The sequence below is a fragment of the Phenylobacterium sp. genome (assembly GCF_041920015.1).
In the GTDB taxonomy this organism is placed as follows: Bacteria; Pseudomonadota; Alphaproteobacteria; order Caulobacterales; family Caulobacteraceae; genus Phenylobacterium.
In genome coordinates this window covers 14,763-30,155 of record NZ_JAYRST010000037.1, presented here as the reverse complement: position 1 = coordinate 30,155, position 15,393 = coordinate 14,763, and the positions used below count along the sequence as shown (strand labels likewise).

Annotated in this window: 16 protein-coding genes and 1 tRNA gene; 9 read left to right on the top strand and 8 right to left on the bottom strand. The window is 70.2% G+C overall.

Features of this window, described 5'->3' with window-relative positions; genetic code table 11:
* Together ACE3TL_RS09770 and ACE3TL_RS09765 are read left to right on the top strand one after the other, a co-directional pair.
* A partial coding sequence (locus tag ACE3TL_RS09770; protein WP_374578520.1) for a uroporphyrinogen-III synthase occupies positions 1-518 on the top strand: 518 nt, incomplete at its 5' end.
* A 107-nt stretch (positions 519-625) separates the two neighbouring features.
* Positions 626-701 (top strand) — tRNA-Thr (locus tag ACE3TL_RS09765).
* A 106-nt stretch (positions 702-807) separates the two neighbouring features.
* Here ACE3TL_RS09765 and ACE3TL_RS09760 read toward each other — a convergent pair.
* Positions 808-1,755, bottom strand: a complete 948-nt coding sequence (locus ACE3TL_RS09760; RefSeq protein WP_374578519.1) for a SurA N-terminal domain-containing protein — start codon at positions 1,753-1,755, stop codon at positions 808-810.
* Between the two features lie 283 nt (positions 1,756-2,038).
* Here ACE3TL_RS09760 and ACE3TL_RS09755 point away from each other — a divergent pair, with 283 nt between their 5' ends.
* A complete protein-coding gene (locus tag ACE3TL_RS09755; protein ID WP_374578518.1) occupies positions 2,039-2,326 on the top strand; it encodes a hypothetical protein in 288 nt (95 codons plus the stop codon).
* On the opposite strand, the gene ACE3TL_RS09750 is transcribed toward ACE3TL_RS09755, so the two are convergent.
* Positions 2,323-3,084 (bottom strand): NAD-dependent deacetylase, encoded by a 762-nt coding sequence (locus tag ACE3TL_RS09750; protein ID WP_374578517.1) that lies wholly within the window; start codon positions 3,082-3,084, stop codon positions 2,323-2,325. The genes ACE3TL_RS09755 and ACE3TL_RS09750 overlap by 4 nt on opposite strands.
* A 462-nt stretch (positions 3,085-3,546) precedes the next feature.
* On the opposite strand from ACE3TL_RS09750, the gene ACE3TL_RS09745 reads away from it, so the two are divergent.
* A complete protein-coding gene (locus ACE3TL_RS09745) occupies positions 3,547-4,017 on the top strand; it encodes a chemotaxis protein CheW (protein WP_374578516.1) in 471 nt (156 codons plus the stop codon).
* Positions 4,018-4,067: 50 nt separating this feature from the next.
* Positions 4,068-6,365, top strand: a complete 2,298-nt coding sequence (locus tag ACE3TL_RS09740) for a methyl-accepting chemotaxis protein (protein ID WP_374578515.1) — start codon at positions 4,068-4,070, stop codon at positions 6,363-6,365.
* 108 nt (positions 6,366-6,473) lie between these two features.
* On the opposite strand, the gene pseC is transcribed toward ACE3TL_RS09740, so the two are convergent.
* Together pseC and pseB are read right to left on the bottom strand one after the other, a co-directional pair.
* Positions 6,474-7,625 carry a UDP-4-amino-4,6-dideoxy-N-acetyl-beta-L-altrosamine transaminase gene (gene pseC, locus ACE3TL_RS09735; protein ID WP_374578514.1) on the bottom strand — a complete coding sequence of 384 codons (1,152 nt, stop codon included), beginning with the start codon at positions 7,623-7,625 and terminating at the stop codon, positions 6,474-6,476.
* Positions 7,625-8,680: a UDP-N-acetylglucosamine 4,6-dehydratase (inverting) gene (gene pseB / locus ACE3TL_RS09730; RefSeq protein WP_374578513.1), complete on the bottom strand. Its 1,056-nt coding sequence runs from the start codon at positions 8,678-8,680 to the stop codon at positions 7,625-7,627. Before pseB ends, pseC begins: the two co-directional genes overlap by 1 nt.
* A gap of 96 nt (positions 8,681-8,776) precedes the next feature.
* Between pseB and ACE3TL_RS09725 the strand changes: the two genes are divergently transcribed.
* Positions 8,777-9,178, top strand: coding sequence for a hypothetical protein (locus ACE3TL_RS09725; protein WP_374578512.1), 402 nt, complete (start codon positions 8,777-8,779; stop codon positions 9,176-9,178).
* Between the two features lie 108 nt (positions 9,179-9,286).
* Here the strand turns inward: ACE3TL_RS09725 and ACE3TL_RS09720 are convergent, their stop codons facing one another.
* Both ACE3TL_RS09720 and ACE3TL_RS09715 read right to left on the bottom strand, forming a co-directional pair.
* Positions 9,287-9,592: a 4a-hydroxytetrahydrobiopterin dehydratase gene (locus ACE3TL_RS09720; protein ID WP_374578511.1), complete on the bottom strand. Its 306-nt coding sequence runs from the start codon at positions 9,590-9,592 to the stop codon at positions 9,287-9,289.
* Complete coding sequence (locus tag ACE3TL_RS09715; protein ID WP_374578510.1) at positions 9,589-10,248, bottom strand: HAD-IA family hydrolase; 660 nt, start codon at positions 10,246-10,248, stop codon at positions 9,589-9,591. Before ACE3TL_RS09715 ends, ACE3TL_RS09720 begins: the two co-directional genes overlap by 4 nt.
* A gap of 97 nt (positions 10,249-10,345) precedes the next feature.
* Here ACE3TL_RS09715 and ACE3TL_RS09710 point away from each other — a divergent pair, with 97 nt between their 5' ends.
* Both ACE3TL_RS09710 and ACE3TL_RS09705 read left to right on the top strand, forming a co-directional pair.
* Positions 10,346-10,711: a VanZ family protein gene (locus tag ACE3TL_RS09710; RefSeq protein ID WP_374578509.1), complete on the top strand. Its 366-nt coding sequence runs from the start codon at positions 10,346-10,348 to the stop codon at positions 10,709-10,711.
* A 131-nt stretch (positions 10,712-10,842) separates the two neighbouring features.
* Positions 10,843-11,568 carry a hypothetical protein gene (locus ACE3TL_RS09705; RefSeq protein ID WP_374578508.1) on the top strand — a complete coding sequence of 242 codons (726 nt, stop codon included), beginning with the start codon at positions 10,843-10,845 and terminating at the stop codon, positions 11,566-11,568.
* Positions 11,569-11,680: 112 nt separating this feature from the next.
* On the opposite strand, the gene ACE3TL_RS09700 is transcribed toward ACE3TL_RS09705, so the two are convergent.
* Together ACE3TL_RS09700 and ACE3TL_RS09695 are read right to left on the bottom strand one after the other, a co-directional pair.
* The gene (locus ACE3TL_RS09700) at positions 11,681-12,376 is read right to left on the bottom strand and encodes a response regulator (RefSeq protein WP_374578507.1); all 696 of its coding nucleotides are present in this window, start codon (positions 12,374-12,376) and stop codon (positions 11,681-11,683) included.
* Entirely contained in the window at positions 12,373-13,821 is a 1,449-nt protein-coding gene (locus ACE3TL_RS09695) for an ATP-binding protein (protein WP_374578506.1), read from the bottom strand. Before ACE3TL_RS09695 ends, ACE3TL_RS09700 begins: the two co-directional genes overlap by 4 nt.
* Positions 13,822-14,069: 248 nt before the next feature.
* Here ACE3TL_RS09695 and ACE3TL_RS09690 point away from each other — a divergent pair, with 248 nt between their 5' ends.
* Entirely contained in the window at positions 14,070-15,146 is a 1,077-nt protein-coding gene (locus tag ACE3TL_RS09690; RefSeq protein WP_374578505.1) for a 2OG-Fe(II) oxygenase, read from the top strand.
* Positions 15,147-15,393: the final 247 nt, after the last annotated feature.

Here is a 15,393-nt window from a genome sequence, read left to right as displayed (position 1 = left end):
GGCTGAGGGCGTTCGCGCAGGCCTGCGCCGACCGCTCGCTGCAGGTGTTCGCCGTGGGGGCGGCGACGGCGCAGGCCGCGCGCGAGGCGGGCTTTCGGCGGGTGCTGTCGGCGGACGGCGACGTCGAGGCGCTGGCCGAGCGCATCGCCGCCCGGCGCGCGGAGATCGGCGGGGCGGTGCTGCACCCCGGCGCGGCCGAGCCGGCGGGCGACCTGGCCGGCGCCCTGGCGCGGGTGAAGGTCGAGGTGCGGCCCCTGACCCTCTACGACGCGGTGCCGGTCCGGCTGAGCGCCGACCAGATCGCGCAACTGGCCGGGATGGACGTGGCCCTGGCCTATTCGCCCAAGGCGGCCCGGACGCTGGCGGGCGTACTGCGCGCCCACCCGCAGCCGCAACTGCGCATCCTGGGGCTGTCCAAGGCGGTGCTGGCGCCCCTGGCCAAGGTCGGGTCGGCCGGGCTGGCCTCGCCGCCCTTCCCGCTGGAAGCGGCCATGCTGAACCTGCTCGACCGGGGCTGATCGGCGGGAGAACGGCGGCCTTGTGAAGCGGGCGCTTGGCGAGCGCGCCGAGAGTCGCTAAGTAGGCGCTCCCTCGCAGCCAAATCGGCCCGCGAGCGCGACGCCAGGCCGCTTTAGCTCAGCTGGTAGAGCACCTCATTCGTAATGAGGGGGTCACAGGTTCGAGTCCTGTAAGCGGCACCATCCTTTCACGACATCTCGAAATGAGACGCCGCGCGGGCGCGCGCAGCCATGAAAAAAGCGCGCCGGGGGAACCGGCGCGCTTTTCGCGTTCACGAAGGCGGGGCGATCAGGTGGTCGCGCCGGCCGGTGCGGGCGCCGCGGGGGCCGGCGCTGCAGGGGCGGCGGGAGCAGCCGCGCCCGGGGCCGCCGGTGCGGCGGGCTTGGCGCCGGGCTTGGCCGGTTCGGGCTTGTACTTGTCGTTGTAGGTGATCTTGCCCTCGGCCGCCTTGCGCAGGGTTTCGAGCTGGCGGGCCAGGGCTTCCTGGACCCGCGTCTGCTTGAGGCCGGCGGTCGCGAAGTTCACGGCGCGGTCGCCGGTGAACGGCACGGTGCGGGAATCGCGGATCTGGTTGATGAAGACCGCGTTGCCGCGCGGGAAGACGAAGACTTCGCCGGGCGGCAGCTTCAGCAGGGTCTGGGACAGGCCCTCGGGCGCGTTCAGGGTGTCGAGGACGGTGGTGGTGCGCTGATACTCGACGTTCTCGCGATCCAGCACCGCCTGGACTTCTTCCAGCGTGTTCAGCGGCTGGAATTCCTTCATCAGCTTGTCGTCGAACCGGCCGGTGATGATCTGGTCGACGACCATCACCCGGCGCTGGGCGAACATGTTGGGATGTTCGGAGATGAACTTCTCGGCGTCCGCGCGGGTCGGGTTCGGCACGGTGGCGGCGATCTTGCGTTGCAGGGCGCCGACCAGCATCGCGTCACGCGCCTGGAGCTCCTGCTGGGCGAATTGCGGGGTCTTGTCGAGCTTCTGCTCCTTGGCCGCCTGGGCGGCCAGGGTGCGGCTGATGATCGACTGCAGGGCCGCCTGCTCGAGCGCCTTGCGCTGCTCCGGGTTCGCCGGGGACGCGCCGCCGAGTTCGCGGTTCAGTTCGGTGATGGTGATCTCTTGCCCGTTCACGGTCGCCACGACCTGCCCCTTGGGGGCCTTGTCGCCGCCGCCGAACATGCCGCAGCCGCTCATGGCGATGCAGGCCAGCAGCGCTGCGCCATGAGTCAATTTCAATTTCATCGGTTTCTCCCCGAGTGTGTCGCCCGCTCGTTCCTGCAAGATGGGCGCCGCAAGGATGGGGGGCGGCGCCGCAACCGGGAACGAGACGTCAGTCCCTTTAAGCTCGAAACATCTTAAGCTGTCACGAACAGCGGTCGGCGGCGAGCCGGTTTCGTGCGTGCGGCCAAGCTTGGGCGTGTCGGCGATTTCCGCGGCCTTTGGTGTTGCATGTCGGGGCCGGAGAAGGGAGAACGCCTCGGCTCGCGCCGCAGCCGCTGCGAGCCTGCACCTGAAGGGTCCATTGATGAGCGACGAACCCAAGCGCCGCCCGATCCTGTCGCTGAAGAACCCGCCGAAGGTGGTCCCGCCGGCGGCCGCGAAGGCGCCTGCGCCGCCCGCCGCCCCTCCGCCTCCGCAACACGACTGGAAGTGCAAGCCGTGCGGGGCCGGGTTCTCGATCGAGGCGGAGCTGGAGGACGCGGTGGTGATCCGCTGCCCGTCCTGCAACGCCAAGCTGGGAACCGTGGGCGACTTCCGCACCGATCCGCTGCCCACCAAGGTCCGGGCGCGCCCGCTGCGCAAGGCGGGCTAGAGGCCTACGGCTTCGCGCATGGCCGGGCCGATCTCGTCGTGCAGCACGAGGTCGGCGTAGGGGTCCTGATCGGTCGGCTCGCGATTGACGATGACCAGACGGGCGCCGTTGCGCTTGGCCAGCATCGGAAAGCCCGCGGCGGGGTAGACCACCAGCGAAGACCCCAGCACCAGGAAGAGGTCGCAGTCCAGGGCGGCGGCCTCGGCGCGCTCCATGGGCTCCTGCGGCATGGCCTGGCCGAACGAGATCGTCGCCGACTTCACCAGCCCGCCGCAGGCGCGGCAGACGGGGATTTCCCCGCGTTGCAGGAAGGCTTCGCGGAAGTCGTCGAACTCATGGCGCAGGCCGCAGGCCAGGCAGCGAGCGTAGTGGGCGTTGCCGTGCAGCTCGATCACCTTGTCCTCGGGGACGCCCGATTCCTGGTGCAGGTTGTCGACGTTCTGGGTGATGACGGCGCTGGCCCGGCCCTGGGCCACCAGCCGGGCGACGGCGGCGTGGCCGTCGTTGGGCCGCGCGTCTGTCCATTTCGCCGCGCCGGAGAAGACCCGGCTCCAGGCTTCGCGGCGCCTGGCCTCGTCGGCGACGAAATCCTGGAAATAGATCGGCTTCATGCGGCTCCAGACCCCGCCTGGGCTGCGGAAGTCGGGCACGCCGGATTCGGTGGAGACCCCGGCCCCAGTGAAGACGACGACGCGGCGCGCCGCGGCCAGGGCGGCGGCGAGGGCCGAGCGACCGGCGGCCGGCGAACTGGAAGCCATCTCGTCTCCTCCCCGGAAGGTTCGGCGCGAAGCCTGCGCCGACGATCCATGGGTACAGCGGACGCCGGGCCGCCGCCACCCGGCGCCTGGCGAGGCCTGGCCGACGATCCATGAGGAGACAGAGCCGCCGGCCCGGACCGCGCAGGTAAAAGAGCCGGCGGCTTCGGCGACTGCGACGATTTGTCGAGTTCTGGCCTGGCGCGATTAACAAAGGAGAAGCCGGCTGTGGATAGTCGTGGAATGTCAGCGCTCCGGGAATATCTGGAATGACCTCGAGCGGGACGGAGATCGGCAAGTCTGGTCCTGGTTCCCGCGGTGATTTCCTCGATGTCGCCCCAGAGCGCGCCGGCGACGTGCGGCCCCGAGCCAAGCGGCGCCGTTAATCAAATGGATCAAATCACCCAGCAGAATGCAAAGGGGCCCGAAGCTCGGGCCGCCGGGAGCCAGTTGGGAGGAGTTCCGATGGACGCCGCTGCTTTGCGTATTCCTTCGCCGGGGGCCGAGCTGATCTCGGTTCGCATCGGCGAACAGGCCTACGCCATCGACATCATGGCCGTGCGCGAGATCCGCGGCTGGACGGCGGCCACGCCGCTGCCGCACGCGCCGCCGCACGTGCTGGGGATGATGAATCTGCGCGGGGCCATCCTGCCGGTCATCGACCTGGGCGCGCGCCTGGGGCTGGGCGCGGCCAATCCGACGGCGTCTTCAGTGGTGGTGGTGGCGCAGATCGGCGAGGCCCAGATGGGCCTGGTGGTCGATGCGGTGTCCGACATCCTGACCGTCACCGAGGGGCTGATCCAGCCGCCGCCGGAAGTCGGCAGCGCCGAATCCACCGCCTATGTCTGCGGGGTGATGACCACCGAGACCGGGATCGTGTCGCTGCTGGCGCTCGACTGCATCCTGCCGCCCGACCTGCGGGCGGCCGCCGCCTGAGGCCGCTGAGCGGCGCCGTTTGAGTTCACGTCCGAAGCCTGGGGAAGTAGATGCTGGCTCGCTTGTCGATCGCGTGGAAATTGATGCTGGCGGCGGGATGCGCGATCGGCGCCCTGCTGTTGCTGGCGGCCGCCCTGGTGGCGATGAACGCCAGCGGCATGGTCCGCAACCTCTCCAATCAGAACGCGCAGGCCCTGGCGGGCAAGGCGGCCGCGGAAGTGGCCGGCGATCTCGGCGAGATCCAGGGCATCGGCAAGGCGATGGCCCAGACCCTGGGCGCGGCGCATGCGGCGGGCGTGCGCGACCGCAAGGTGCTGTCCGACATGATCCGCCCGGCGGCCAGCGCCTCGCCGATGATCCTCGGCTCGTGGTTCATGGAGATCCCGAACGCGGTGGACGGCCAGGACGAGGCCTTCGCCGGCAATACGGCGGTGGGGTCGAACCAGCTTGGCCAGTTCACGCCCTATTGGGTCAACAGCAACGGCCAGATCACGCTGGAGCCGCTGGACACCGGCAACGACTACGACCAGCCCTTCTATCAGACGACCTTCAAGAGCGGCAAAGCCGCCATCGTCGAACCCTATCCCTACGACATCGACGGCAAGTCGGTCTCGATGACCTCGGTCACCTTCCCGGTGATGTCCGGCGGCAAGATGATCGGGGTGGCGGGCCTGGACCTGGCGCTGGACACGGTTTCGGCCGAGCTCGGTGCGCTGCGCCCGTTCGGCGACGGCCGCGTGATGCTGGTTTCGCCCGAGGCGAACTGGGTCTCGCATCCCGACGCCAAGCTGCGGATGAAGCCCTATGCCGATCCGGGCCTGGAGCGGGTGAAGGGCGTGATGAGGGACGGCAAGGCGGTGTTGCTGCCCGGTCTCGACCAGTCGATCGGCAAGGTCGAGCGGCTGGTGGCGCCGACGCCGCTGCCCGGCCTGAACTCGACCTGGGCGGTGGTGATGGACGTGCCGACCAAGCACATCACCGGCCCGGCGCGGACCCTGGCCATCTGGCTGGCCGTCGGCGGACTGGTGATCCTGGCCCTGGTGCTGGGCGCGCTGTTCGTGGCGATCGGCAAGCTGGTCCGCCAGCCGCTGGCGGGCGTCACGGCGGCGGTCGGCGAACTGTCGGCCGGGCGCTACGACAAGGCGGTGGCCGGGGCGGACAAGCATGACGAGATCGGCGAGATCGCGCGGGCGCTGGAAGGCTTCCGGCACGGCCTGGCCGAGAACCGCGCCCTGCGCGCGGGCCAGGAGGCGGCGAACGCCGCGGCCGAGACCGAGCGCCGCAACGCCGAGGCCGAGCGCGCAGCGACCGCCCAGCAGCAGGCGGTGGTGGTCACCGCGCTCGCCAAGGCGCTGGAGCGTCTGGCCCACGGCGACCTGACGGCCCGCGTCGAGGCCGAGGTGGCGCCGGAATACGAGGCGCTGAAGCACGACTTCAACGTGGCCATGAGCCAGTTGCAGAACACCATGGGCGTGGTGGTCGGGGCGACCGCCTCGATGCGCTCGGGCGCCGACGAGATCAGCAAGGCGGCCGACGACCTGTCGCGCCGGACCGAGCAGCAGGCCGCGAGCCTGGAGGAGACCGCCGCGGCGCTGGACGAGATCACCGCAACCGTCCGCAAGACCGCCGAGGGGGCCACGACCGCCCAGGGCGTGGTGGAGACCGCGCGCGCCAACGCCGCCGACAGCGCCGAGGTGGTCCGCCGGGCGACCGAGGCGATGGGCCAGATCGAGGACAGCTCCAAGCAGATCGGCCAGATCATCGGGGTAATCGACGAGATCGCCTTCCAGACCAACCTGCTGGCGCTGAACGCGGGCGTCGAAGCCGCGCGGGCCGGCGATGCGGGCAAGGGCTTTGCGGTCGTCGCCTCCGAAGTGCGGGCCCTGGCCCAGCGCTCGGCCGAGGCGGCCAAGGAGATCAAGACGCTGATCAACGCCTCCGGCGCGCAGGTCGGCGAAGGGGTCGGGCTGGTGGCCGAGACCGGCAAGGCGCTGCAGCAGATCGTGTCCCAGGTGGCGGAGATCAACGGCATCGTCACCGAGATCGCGGCCAGCGCCCAGGAGCAGGCCACCGGGCTGCAGCAGGTCAACACCGCCGTCAACCAGATGGACCAGGTGACCCAGCAGAACGCGGCCATGGTCGAGCAGTCGACCGCCGCCAGCCACTCGCTGGCCAACGAGGCGGTGGAGCTGGCGCGGCTGATCGGCCAGTTCAAGACCGGCGGATCGCAGCAGGCCGCGGTCACTGCGCCCTCGGCCCCGCGGGCCCGTCCGGCGCCGCGCGTGGCCGCCGTGGGCGGCGGGGCGCCGCGCGGCGCGGCCGCCGACGAGGGCTGGGAAGAATTCTAGAGCGCGTTAGGGCGAAGTGTAAGCGGTTCGCCCGCCCGAACGCGCTCTACAGGCTTGATTTAGAGCCCTTTCAACGGGTTTGGTGATTCCACCAAACCCTAAAGGGCTCTAGGCCCTTAGCGCCTCGCCCAGCGCCTCGACCACGCGGTCGACGTCGGCGTCCTCCATGCCCGGATAGAGCGGCAGGGAGAGGCAGCGTTCGTACCAGGCCCGCGCGCCCGGCAGGTCCAGCTCGCCGTAGCGCTGGCGATAGTAGGGCTGGGTGTGGACGGGGATGTAGTGGACCTGAGTCCCGATCCCGCGGGCCTTCAGCGCCTCGACCACCTGGCGGCGGGTGCGGCCGGCGGCTTCGAAGTCGATCAGGACGCTCATCAGGTGCAGGACCGGATCGCTCCAGGCGGGGCGTTCGGCGGGCCGCACGCGCGGCGCCAGCGGCGCCAGGGCCGCATCGTAGCGCGCGGCCAGCGCCCGGCGGCGCGCGGCGAAGCGGTCCAGCTTGGCGAGCTGCGAGAGGCCGAGCGCGCAGAGGATGTCGGGCAGGCGGTAGTTGAAGCCGACCTCGGGCATTTCGTACCACCAGGGATCGGCGCCCTCGGGGCGGATCATGCCGTGGCTGCGCAGCCGGCGCAGGCGCTCGGCCAGGGCCGGGTCGTTGGTGGTCACCATGCCGCCCTCGCCGGTGGCGATGGTCTTGACCGGATGGAAGGAGAAGGTGGCCATGGCCGAATGGGCGCAGTCGCCGATCAGGCCGGCCTCATTGCCGAAAGCGGTGCGCGTTCCGAGCGCGTGGGGCGCGTCCTCGACCAGCACCGCGCCGGCCGTTTCGGCCAGGGCCTTGAGGCCCGGCAGGTCGGCCGCGTCGCCGCGCAGGTGCACCGGCAGCACTGCGCGCAGGCGGCGGCCGTCCAGGCGCCCGAGCGCGTCGGCCAGGGTCTGCGGCGTCATCAGGCCGGTGGTGGGATCGACATCGGCGAACACCACCTCGGCGCCGACGAAGCGGGCGCAGTTGGCAGTGGCGAGGAAGGTGATCGAGGGGGCGACGATCGCATCGCCCGGGCCGACCTCGAGCGCCAGCATGGCCAGGTGCAACGCCGCGGTGCCGTTGGCGCAGGCGACGGCGTAGCGGGCGCCGACCGTCTCGGCGAAGGCCCGCTCGAACGCCTTGACGGTCGGGCCGGTGGTCAGGAAGTCGCCGCGCAGCGCCTGGGCGACGGCGGCGATGTCGTCGTCCTCGATGGTCTGGCGGCCGTAGGGCAGCATCAGTCGGTGGCCCGGCGGCGGCGCTCGGGCTGGCCGTCGTCCAGCAGGGCCAGGAGGTCGGGGCCCGACAGCCATTCGTCGTTGGTGTCGCTGGCGTAGGAGAAGCCCTCGGCCACCTGCGGCCGGGTCTTGGCGTAAGCCTCGCGCGAGAACTCCACGAAGGCCGGCTCGATGGCGTAGCGATCGCCCAGGTCGACGGTGGTGCGCGCATCGTCGGCGGAGATCATCATCTCGTGCAGCTTTTCGCCGGGGCGGATGCCGATGACGCGGATCGGCAGGCCAGGGGCCATGGCCGCGGCCAGCTCGGTCATCTTCATCGAGGGGATCTTGGGCACGAAGATCTCGCCGCCGCGCATCAGGTCGAGCGAGGAGAGCACGAAGTCGACCCCCTGGTTCAGGGTGATCCAGAAGCGGGTCATGCGCTCGTCGGTGATCGGCAGCTCGGCGGCGCCGCGGGCGATCAGGCGCTGGAAGAGCGGGGCGACCGAGCCGCGCGAGCCGACGACGTTGCCGTAGCGGACCACGGCGAAGCGCGTGCCGATGTCGCCGGAGAGGTTGTTGGCGGCGACGAAGGTCTTGTCGGAGGCCAGCTTGGTGGCGCCGTAGAGGTTCACCGGGTTGCAGGCCTTGTCGGTCGAAAGCGCGATCACCTGCTTGACCTGGTTGGCCAGGCACGCGCGCACCACGTTCTCGGCGCCCATGATGTTGGTGTGGATGCACTCCGAGGGATTGTACTCGGCGGCGGGCACCTGCTTGAGGGCGGCGGCGTGAATGACGATGTCGACGCCGCGCATGGCCAGGGAGAGGCGTTCTCGGTCGCGCACGTCGCCCAGGAAGAAGCGCATGCAGCGCAGGGTCTCGGCGTCGAACCGCTCGGCCAGGTCGAGCTGCATCTCGTGCTGCTTCAGCTCATCGCGCGAGAAGACGATCAGCTTGCGCGGGCGTGCGCGGGTGAGGACGGTCTCGATGAACCGTCGCCCGAAGGACCCGGTCCCGCCGGTGACGAAGATCACCTTGCCGTCGAGGTCGAGACGGGTGGGTGCGAACCGGGCCAAGGCGGCGCTCCTTCGGCGAAAACGCGAATCGTTGGGCGCACTGTTCGGCCAAGCTCGTAAAGAGAGCTCTAACCATGATGTGGCTTGCTGGCGGCGATGCGTCGTCGCCGCCTTCTCGCACTCGCCGTCTTCCTGGCCGCGCCGGGCCTTCTGGCCGCGGGGCCCAAGGCCGAGGAGAAGAAGCGGAGCGGCGGGGGCAGCTATCTCCAGATGCAGGCGTTGGCCGCGACGGTCAGGCGGCCGAACGGTCGGCGCGGAGTGCTGACCGTCGAGGTCGGGCTGGACGTGCCCGACGCCAAGCTGCGCAAGGCGGCCGAGCTGCAACTGCCGCGGCTGCGCGCGGCCTTCGTCCAGACCCTTCAGACCTATGCGGCGGGCATGACGCCGGCCCTGCCGCCCAATCCCGACGTATTGGGCGCGGCGATGCAGCGCGACGCCGACCGCATCCTGGGCCGAACGGGCGCCAAGCTGCTGCTGGGCACCATGCTCATCAACTGAGGGCGGTTAGAACAAGATCCGATCCGACTGGATCGGATCTTGCTCAAGACTCTTTGGATTTGGAGCATTTTCTACGCCGAACCGGCATCCACTTCGGCGGAAAATGCTCTATTGCGCGCCGGCGGCCTGGGCGGCCGCGTCCATGAAATGCGCGAGCTTCACGTCCAGTTCGGTGACGCCGCCCGCGTCGTGGGTGGTGAGGATCACCTCGACCCGGTTGTAGACGTTGAACCACTCCGGATGATGGTCGAGCTGTTCGGCGCGGATCGCTGTCCGGGTCATGAAGCCGAAGGCGGTGTTGAAGTCGGCGAAGCGATAGGTGCGTGTGATCGCCTCGCGCTCGCCGGCCGCGACCTGCCAGCCGGGCAGGTTTCCGAGCGCGGCTTCGGCCCCGATGCGGGCGGGACGGGTCACGCCAGCGCCTCTTCGTCGAATTGCAGGCCGGTGGCGGCGGCCAGTTCGGCGAGGGTCTGGTCGACGTCGACCACCTTGATCGCCCGCATGCCGAGCGCGGCGGCCGGCTTGCAGTTCACGCCCAGGTCGTCGAGGTAGACGCAGGCGTCGGGCTTCACCGACAGAGCCTCGCACATCATCAGGTAGATCGCCGGGTCCGGCTTGCGCACCCCGGCCTTGGAGCTTTCGATGATGTGGTCGAACAGCGGCATGACCAGGCCCATGGCCCCGGCAGCGCGCTGGGGCGCATCGGCGCCGGGGCTGTGGTGGGTGACCATGTTGTTGGTGATGCAGCCGACCTTGAAATGCTGCTTGCAGGCCTTCAGCGCCGAGACCATGCGCGGGCGCAGCGAGCCGGAGAGCAGGGGCAGCACCTCGCGGCCCGGCACCGGATGGCCGAGCGCGGTGGATTCCTTGAGGAACAGTTCGTCGAAGCCGGCGGTGTCGATCTCGTTGCGCTCGAACAGCGCCCAGGCGTTGGTGTCGGGGTCGGTGGCGTTGATCCTGCGGATCAGGTCCTTGGGCAGGCCGTTCTCGGCCTCGTACCGGTTGAAGGCCTCGAAGGGCGAGGAGGTGAAGACCCCGCCGAAATCCCAGATCACCGCCTCGACCGCCATGGACTTAAACTCTCGTTTGAATTTCGCCGGAAGCTAACGGGAGCGGGCGGCTTTTGAAAGGCTCGCCGTCGCCGCGGCGGGCGTCTACTAAGGCGAGATGGGCCCGCTCTTCTCATTCATTCCCCGGCCGATCCGCCTGGCGGTGTTCGGCGCGGCGGTGCTGGTGATCCTCTACATGACCCTGGCGCCGAACGAGGACGTGCCGGGCTCGAACCTTCTGTGGGACAAGGCGGCCCACTCCATCGCCTTCGGCTTGCTCACCGTTGTCGGGCTGCTGATGTCGACCCATCGCCGCTTGTTGGTGGCTGGCGCCGTGCTCGGACTGGGCGTGGCGATCGAGGTCGCCCAGTCGCTGATGCCGTTCGGCCGCAGCGGCGACTGGCGCGATGCGCTGGGCGATGCGGTCGGAGTGGGGCTGGGCCTGGCGCTGTGGGCGCTGGCGCGGCGTTTCAAGCCGAAATGAGCGGCGCTGGCTTCCCCTGGACGACGAACTTGCCGGCCGGCGTCTTCGCGCCCACGGTGAAAAGCACAGCGTTAACGGAATCCGATCCGCATCCTTGCGGCGAAATTGGCAGAAGACGCCGGGACATCGCCATGCGCCTGCGCACAGGACTTTTCATCGCCGCCCTTGGGGCTCTCGCCGCCTGCGACGCCGCGGGCCCGCCACGCGTGGGCGCCGCCGGACCACCGCAACCGGCCGCGCCGGGCGCGGTGACCATGCCGGTGACGACCGCCCCGCCGGCGGCGGAGACGGCGGTCGTTCCGACGCCTGCGGCGCAGGCCTGCCCCGATCCGGCCGAGATCATCGCCAAGGCCTGTCCGCCCTCGAAGGTCGCCCGCAAGGCGCCGGCCAAGCCGGTGGTCGTGCGCCGCCACCCGCCCAAGGCGCGCAGCAAGCCCGTCGTCCATGCTCCGCCGCCGGCGCCGCCCAAGCGCGAGCATGCGCGGGTCGAGCGCCACGAAGAGGTGCGGGAATATGCGCGGGTCGCGCCTCCGCCGCCCCCGCAGGCGCAAGGCGGGCGGATCGTGCAGGAGGAGATCTACGAGTCCTATCGTGGATATCCGCCGCCGCCTCCGCAGGCCTATGCTCCGCCGCCGCAGGCCTACATGCCGCCTCCGCCTCCGCGTTATGCGCCGCCTCCGCCGCGCTACTACGAGCCGGCGCCGCCCCCGCGGGCCTATGCGCCGGCGCCCGCCTATGCGTCGGGGCCGGTCTACACTCAGCAGCCGCCGGTCTATGCGCCGGCCGGTCCATGCTGCACCTATCCGGCGGCCGGCCGCGACGCCAACGGCTTCCTGACCTGGCCAGGCAAGCGCTGAGGCCCTTCCCTTAGAGCGTGATCCGTTTCGTTAGAAACGGATCACGCTCAAGACTCTTTGAATTCAGAGCATTTTCTGCGCCGAACCGGCAGCCACTTCGGCGGAAAATGCTCTAGCGTTCGTCTTCGGGCGTGAGCCGGTAGCCGACGCCCGGCTCGGTCAGCAGGATGCGGGGGGTCGAGGGGTCTTCCTCGATCTTCTGGCGGAGCTGGGCCACCAGCACGCGGACGAACTGGGCGTCCACCTGGGCGGTCGGGCCCCAGACCGCGGCGATGAGCTGGCGATGGGTGACCACGCGGCCGCCGTAGCGGGCCAGGGTCTTCAGGAGATCGTATTCGCGCGGGGTCAGGCGCACCTCCTCGCCCAGCACCGCGACCTGGCGAGTGGCGAAGTTGACGTGCAGGTCGCCGCTCCTGAACACCGCATTGGCCGAGAAGCGGCGCTCGCGCCCGCGCAGGGAGGCGCGGATGCGGGCCAGGAGCTCGCCGACGCCGAAGGGCTTGTTGATGAAGTCGTCGGCGCCCTGGTCGAGGGCGGCGATCTTCTCATGCTCGAGATCGCGGGCCGAGAGCACCAGGATCGGCACTTCGGACCACTCGCGGATGCGCGAGATGACGTCCTTGCCGTCCATGTCCGGCAGGCCGAGGTCGAGGACCACCACGTCGCAGGCTTCGCCGGCCAGGTGCGAGAGCGCCTCGCCGCCGGTCTCGGCGGTCGCGACCTCGTAGCCGGCGGCGACCAGGGCCGGGCGCAGGGCGCGCAGGATCTGCTGCTCGTCGTCCACCAGCAGGAGATGGGCGTGGCTCATGCGGGCGCTGCCGGCAGCCAGAAGCCGACCACCAGGCCGGGCCGCCCGTCGTCGCGGGGGCGGGCCGAAACCTCGCCGCCCATCGCCTCGACCAGGCCGCGGGTGATGGAAAGGCCAAGGCCGGTGCCCTGCTGGTTCGCCGAGGTGGCGGGCGAGCGGTAGAACTTGTCGAACAGCATCGGCAGTTCGGCTTGCGGCACGCCGGGCCCTTCGTCGACGACCTCGACGATCACCCGCCCGGCCTCGCGGCGGGCGACGACGTCGATGTGCGCCCCGGGCGGGCTGAAGCGCACGGCGTTCTCGACGATGTTGGCCAGGACCTGCTCGGCCAGGATCGCATCGCCTACGGCGGACAGGTCGCCGGCCGCCTGGCTGGCCAGTTCGCGCGCGCCGGCGCGGCGGCGGATGCGTGTCAGCACCCGCTCGACCACCTCGCCCATGCCGAAGGCCACCTGGGCCACGCTGAGCGCGCCCGATTCCAGCTTGGTCATGTTGAGCAGGTTGCCGACGAAGATGTTGAGGCGCTCGGCCTCCTCCTGGATGGTCAGGATGAGGTCGTCGCGGACCTCGCGGTCGAAGCGGTCGCCGAATTCGCGCAGGCTGCTGGCCGAGGCCAGGATGGCGGCGAGCGGGGTGCGCAGGTCGTGGGAGATGGAGGAGAGGAGGGCGTTGCGCAGTTGCTCGGTCCGCTCGCGGGCCTGGATCTCGGCCCGGGCGCCGGCCAGGCGCGAACGGGCGATGGCCGCCCCGGCGATGTCGACCAGCACGTCCACCAGCCGCTCGTCGTCATCGGCGCGATGGGCCGGCCCCGCGCCCCAGACCGCCATGCCGGCCGGCTGGCCCTCGGCGCGCAGCGGGCGCAGGCGCCAGTCGCCGGCCTGGATCGTCGTGGCCGAGGCGGCGGAGTCCGCGGCCAGATGCAGGACGGCCTCCGGCGGGGCCTCGCCGCCGGGCGGGCTCCAGGTGCGGCCGTCGTAGAGCACCACCGCCGGGCGGCCGGCGTCGGCGATGCGTTGGGCCAGGGCGCGGCGGACCGCGTCCTCGTCGTCGGATGCGGAGAATTCCTCGCTGGCCCTGAAGAGGGCGCCCGAAATGCGGGCGCGGGCCTCGGCGCGGCGCTGGGCGTCGCGCAGGCGTCCGGCCAGGCCCCCGGTCAGCACCGCGACCGACAGGAAGGCCACCAGGACCATGACGTCTTCGGCCGAGGTGAGGGTGAAGGTCCCGCGCGGCTGGACGAGATAGATGTCGTAGACCACGAAGGCCGCGCCGGCGGCGAAATAGGCGGGACCCGGGCCGAGCACGACGGCGGAGCCCAGCACCCCGGCCAGGAACACCATCGAGAGGCGATCGGTGTCGAAGGTGCGATAGATGATCTCCGCGACGCCTGTCGAGGCCGCGACGAAGCCGAGCGCAGCGGGATAGCGCCACCATCCTTGCGGCCCCAATCCTTGCGGCCGAACTTTCCTGTCCCGCGCCATGCGGATCCTTGCAAAGCCGGGCGTCGGCGATCCCCGCCGGTCTGTGGGAACCCCAGGCTCAATGCGGGAGACGAGCAGGACCGCCGACGCAGCGGACCATGGAGCGCGCCGGGCGCGCCTTCAATTATGCCCGGCTTATACGCCAGGCGCGGGCCGGCAAGCTTATAAGCTTCTTATACTTGAAGCCTTCGCGCAGCGACGCGACGAACGCGGCCATGAACCTCTCCATCGGTCAAGCCGCGCCGTGGTTCGTCTGCCCGACGCCCACCAATCCCACCTACAGCTTCCAGAGCGTGGCCGGGAGGTTCATCCTGCTGGCCTTCCTGCCCGACGATCCGATGGAGCGGGCGGTCGCGCTGTCGCGCATGGCGGCGGCCGACGCGCTGTTCGACCTTACGAACCTGCTGGCCTTCTGCGTGATCCGCGACGATGCGACCTGCCGCGTCGCCCGGGACAAGCCCGGCGTCCGGTGGTTCCTGGATCGCGACGGGGCGGTCAGCCGCGGCTACGGCGCGCTGAGCGCCGACGGCGCCGACCAGCCCTACTGGCTGATCCTCGATCCCACGTTGCGGGTCTACGACCAGGGCTCGATGGCCGAGAGCGACCGCATCTTCCAGGTGCTGGCCGCGCTTCCCACCGCCGACGACCACGCCGGCGGGCCGATGTTCGCCCCGGTCCTGGTGGTGCCGCGGGTGTTCGAGCCGGAGGTGTGCCGGCGGCTCATCGACTTCTACGAGCAGAGCGGCGGCACGCCTTCGGGCGTGATGCGCGACATCGGCGGCAAGACCGTTCCGGTGCTGGACGGCTTCAAGAGCCGGCGCGATGCGACCATCGCCGACCCGGTGTTCCAGCTCGAACTGCGGCGGATGATCGAGATGCGCCTGCTGCGCCAGATCCACCGGGCCTTCCAGTTCAACGCCACGCGGATCGAACGCTATATCGTCGCGCGCTACACCGCCGACGAGGGCGGCTACTTCCGCGCCCATCGCGACAACACCACCCTGGGCACCGCCCATCGCCGCTTCGCCTGCTCGATCAACCTCAACGCCGAGGAATTCGAGGGCGGCGACCTGAAATTTCCCGAGTTCGGCAGCCGCACCTATCGCCCGCCGACAGGCGGAGCGGTGGTGTTCTCCTGCTCGCTGCTGCACGAGGCGACGCCCGTCACCCGCGGCCGCCGCTACGCCTTCCTGCCGTTCTTCTTCGACGAGGCCGGCGAGGAAATCCGCCAGAAGAATCTCGACAAGCTGGCCCTGCCCGAAGTGAAGACGCAAGGCGAGGCCGCAGCCTGATCGACGGGGCCGTCCATCGCGGCGGCCGGCCCCGTTGCAGACCCTATTCGCACGCTGATGTCCTCAGGTGTTGGCGCTTCGATCTTGGCGAGACTGTGTCGATGCTTGGCCAAGGCCGACACATATCGCCGAGATCGACTTCGAATACAGGGAATGTGTGACACGATATCAGTATATTTGCTAGGATTCGCGTGACGGGCGAGTCGGTTGTCGCGCCCCAGACGTCGCCGACTGATCGGTGGACAGT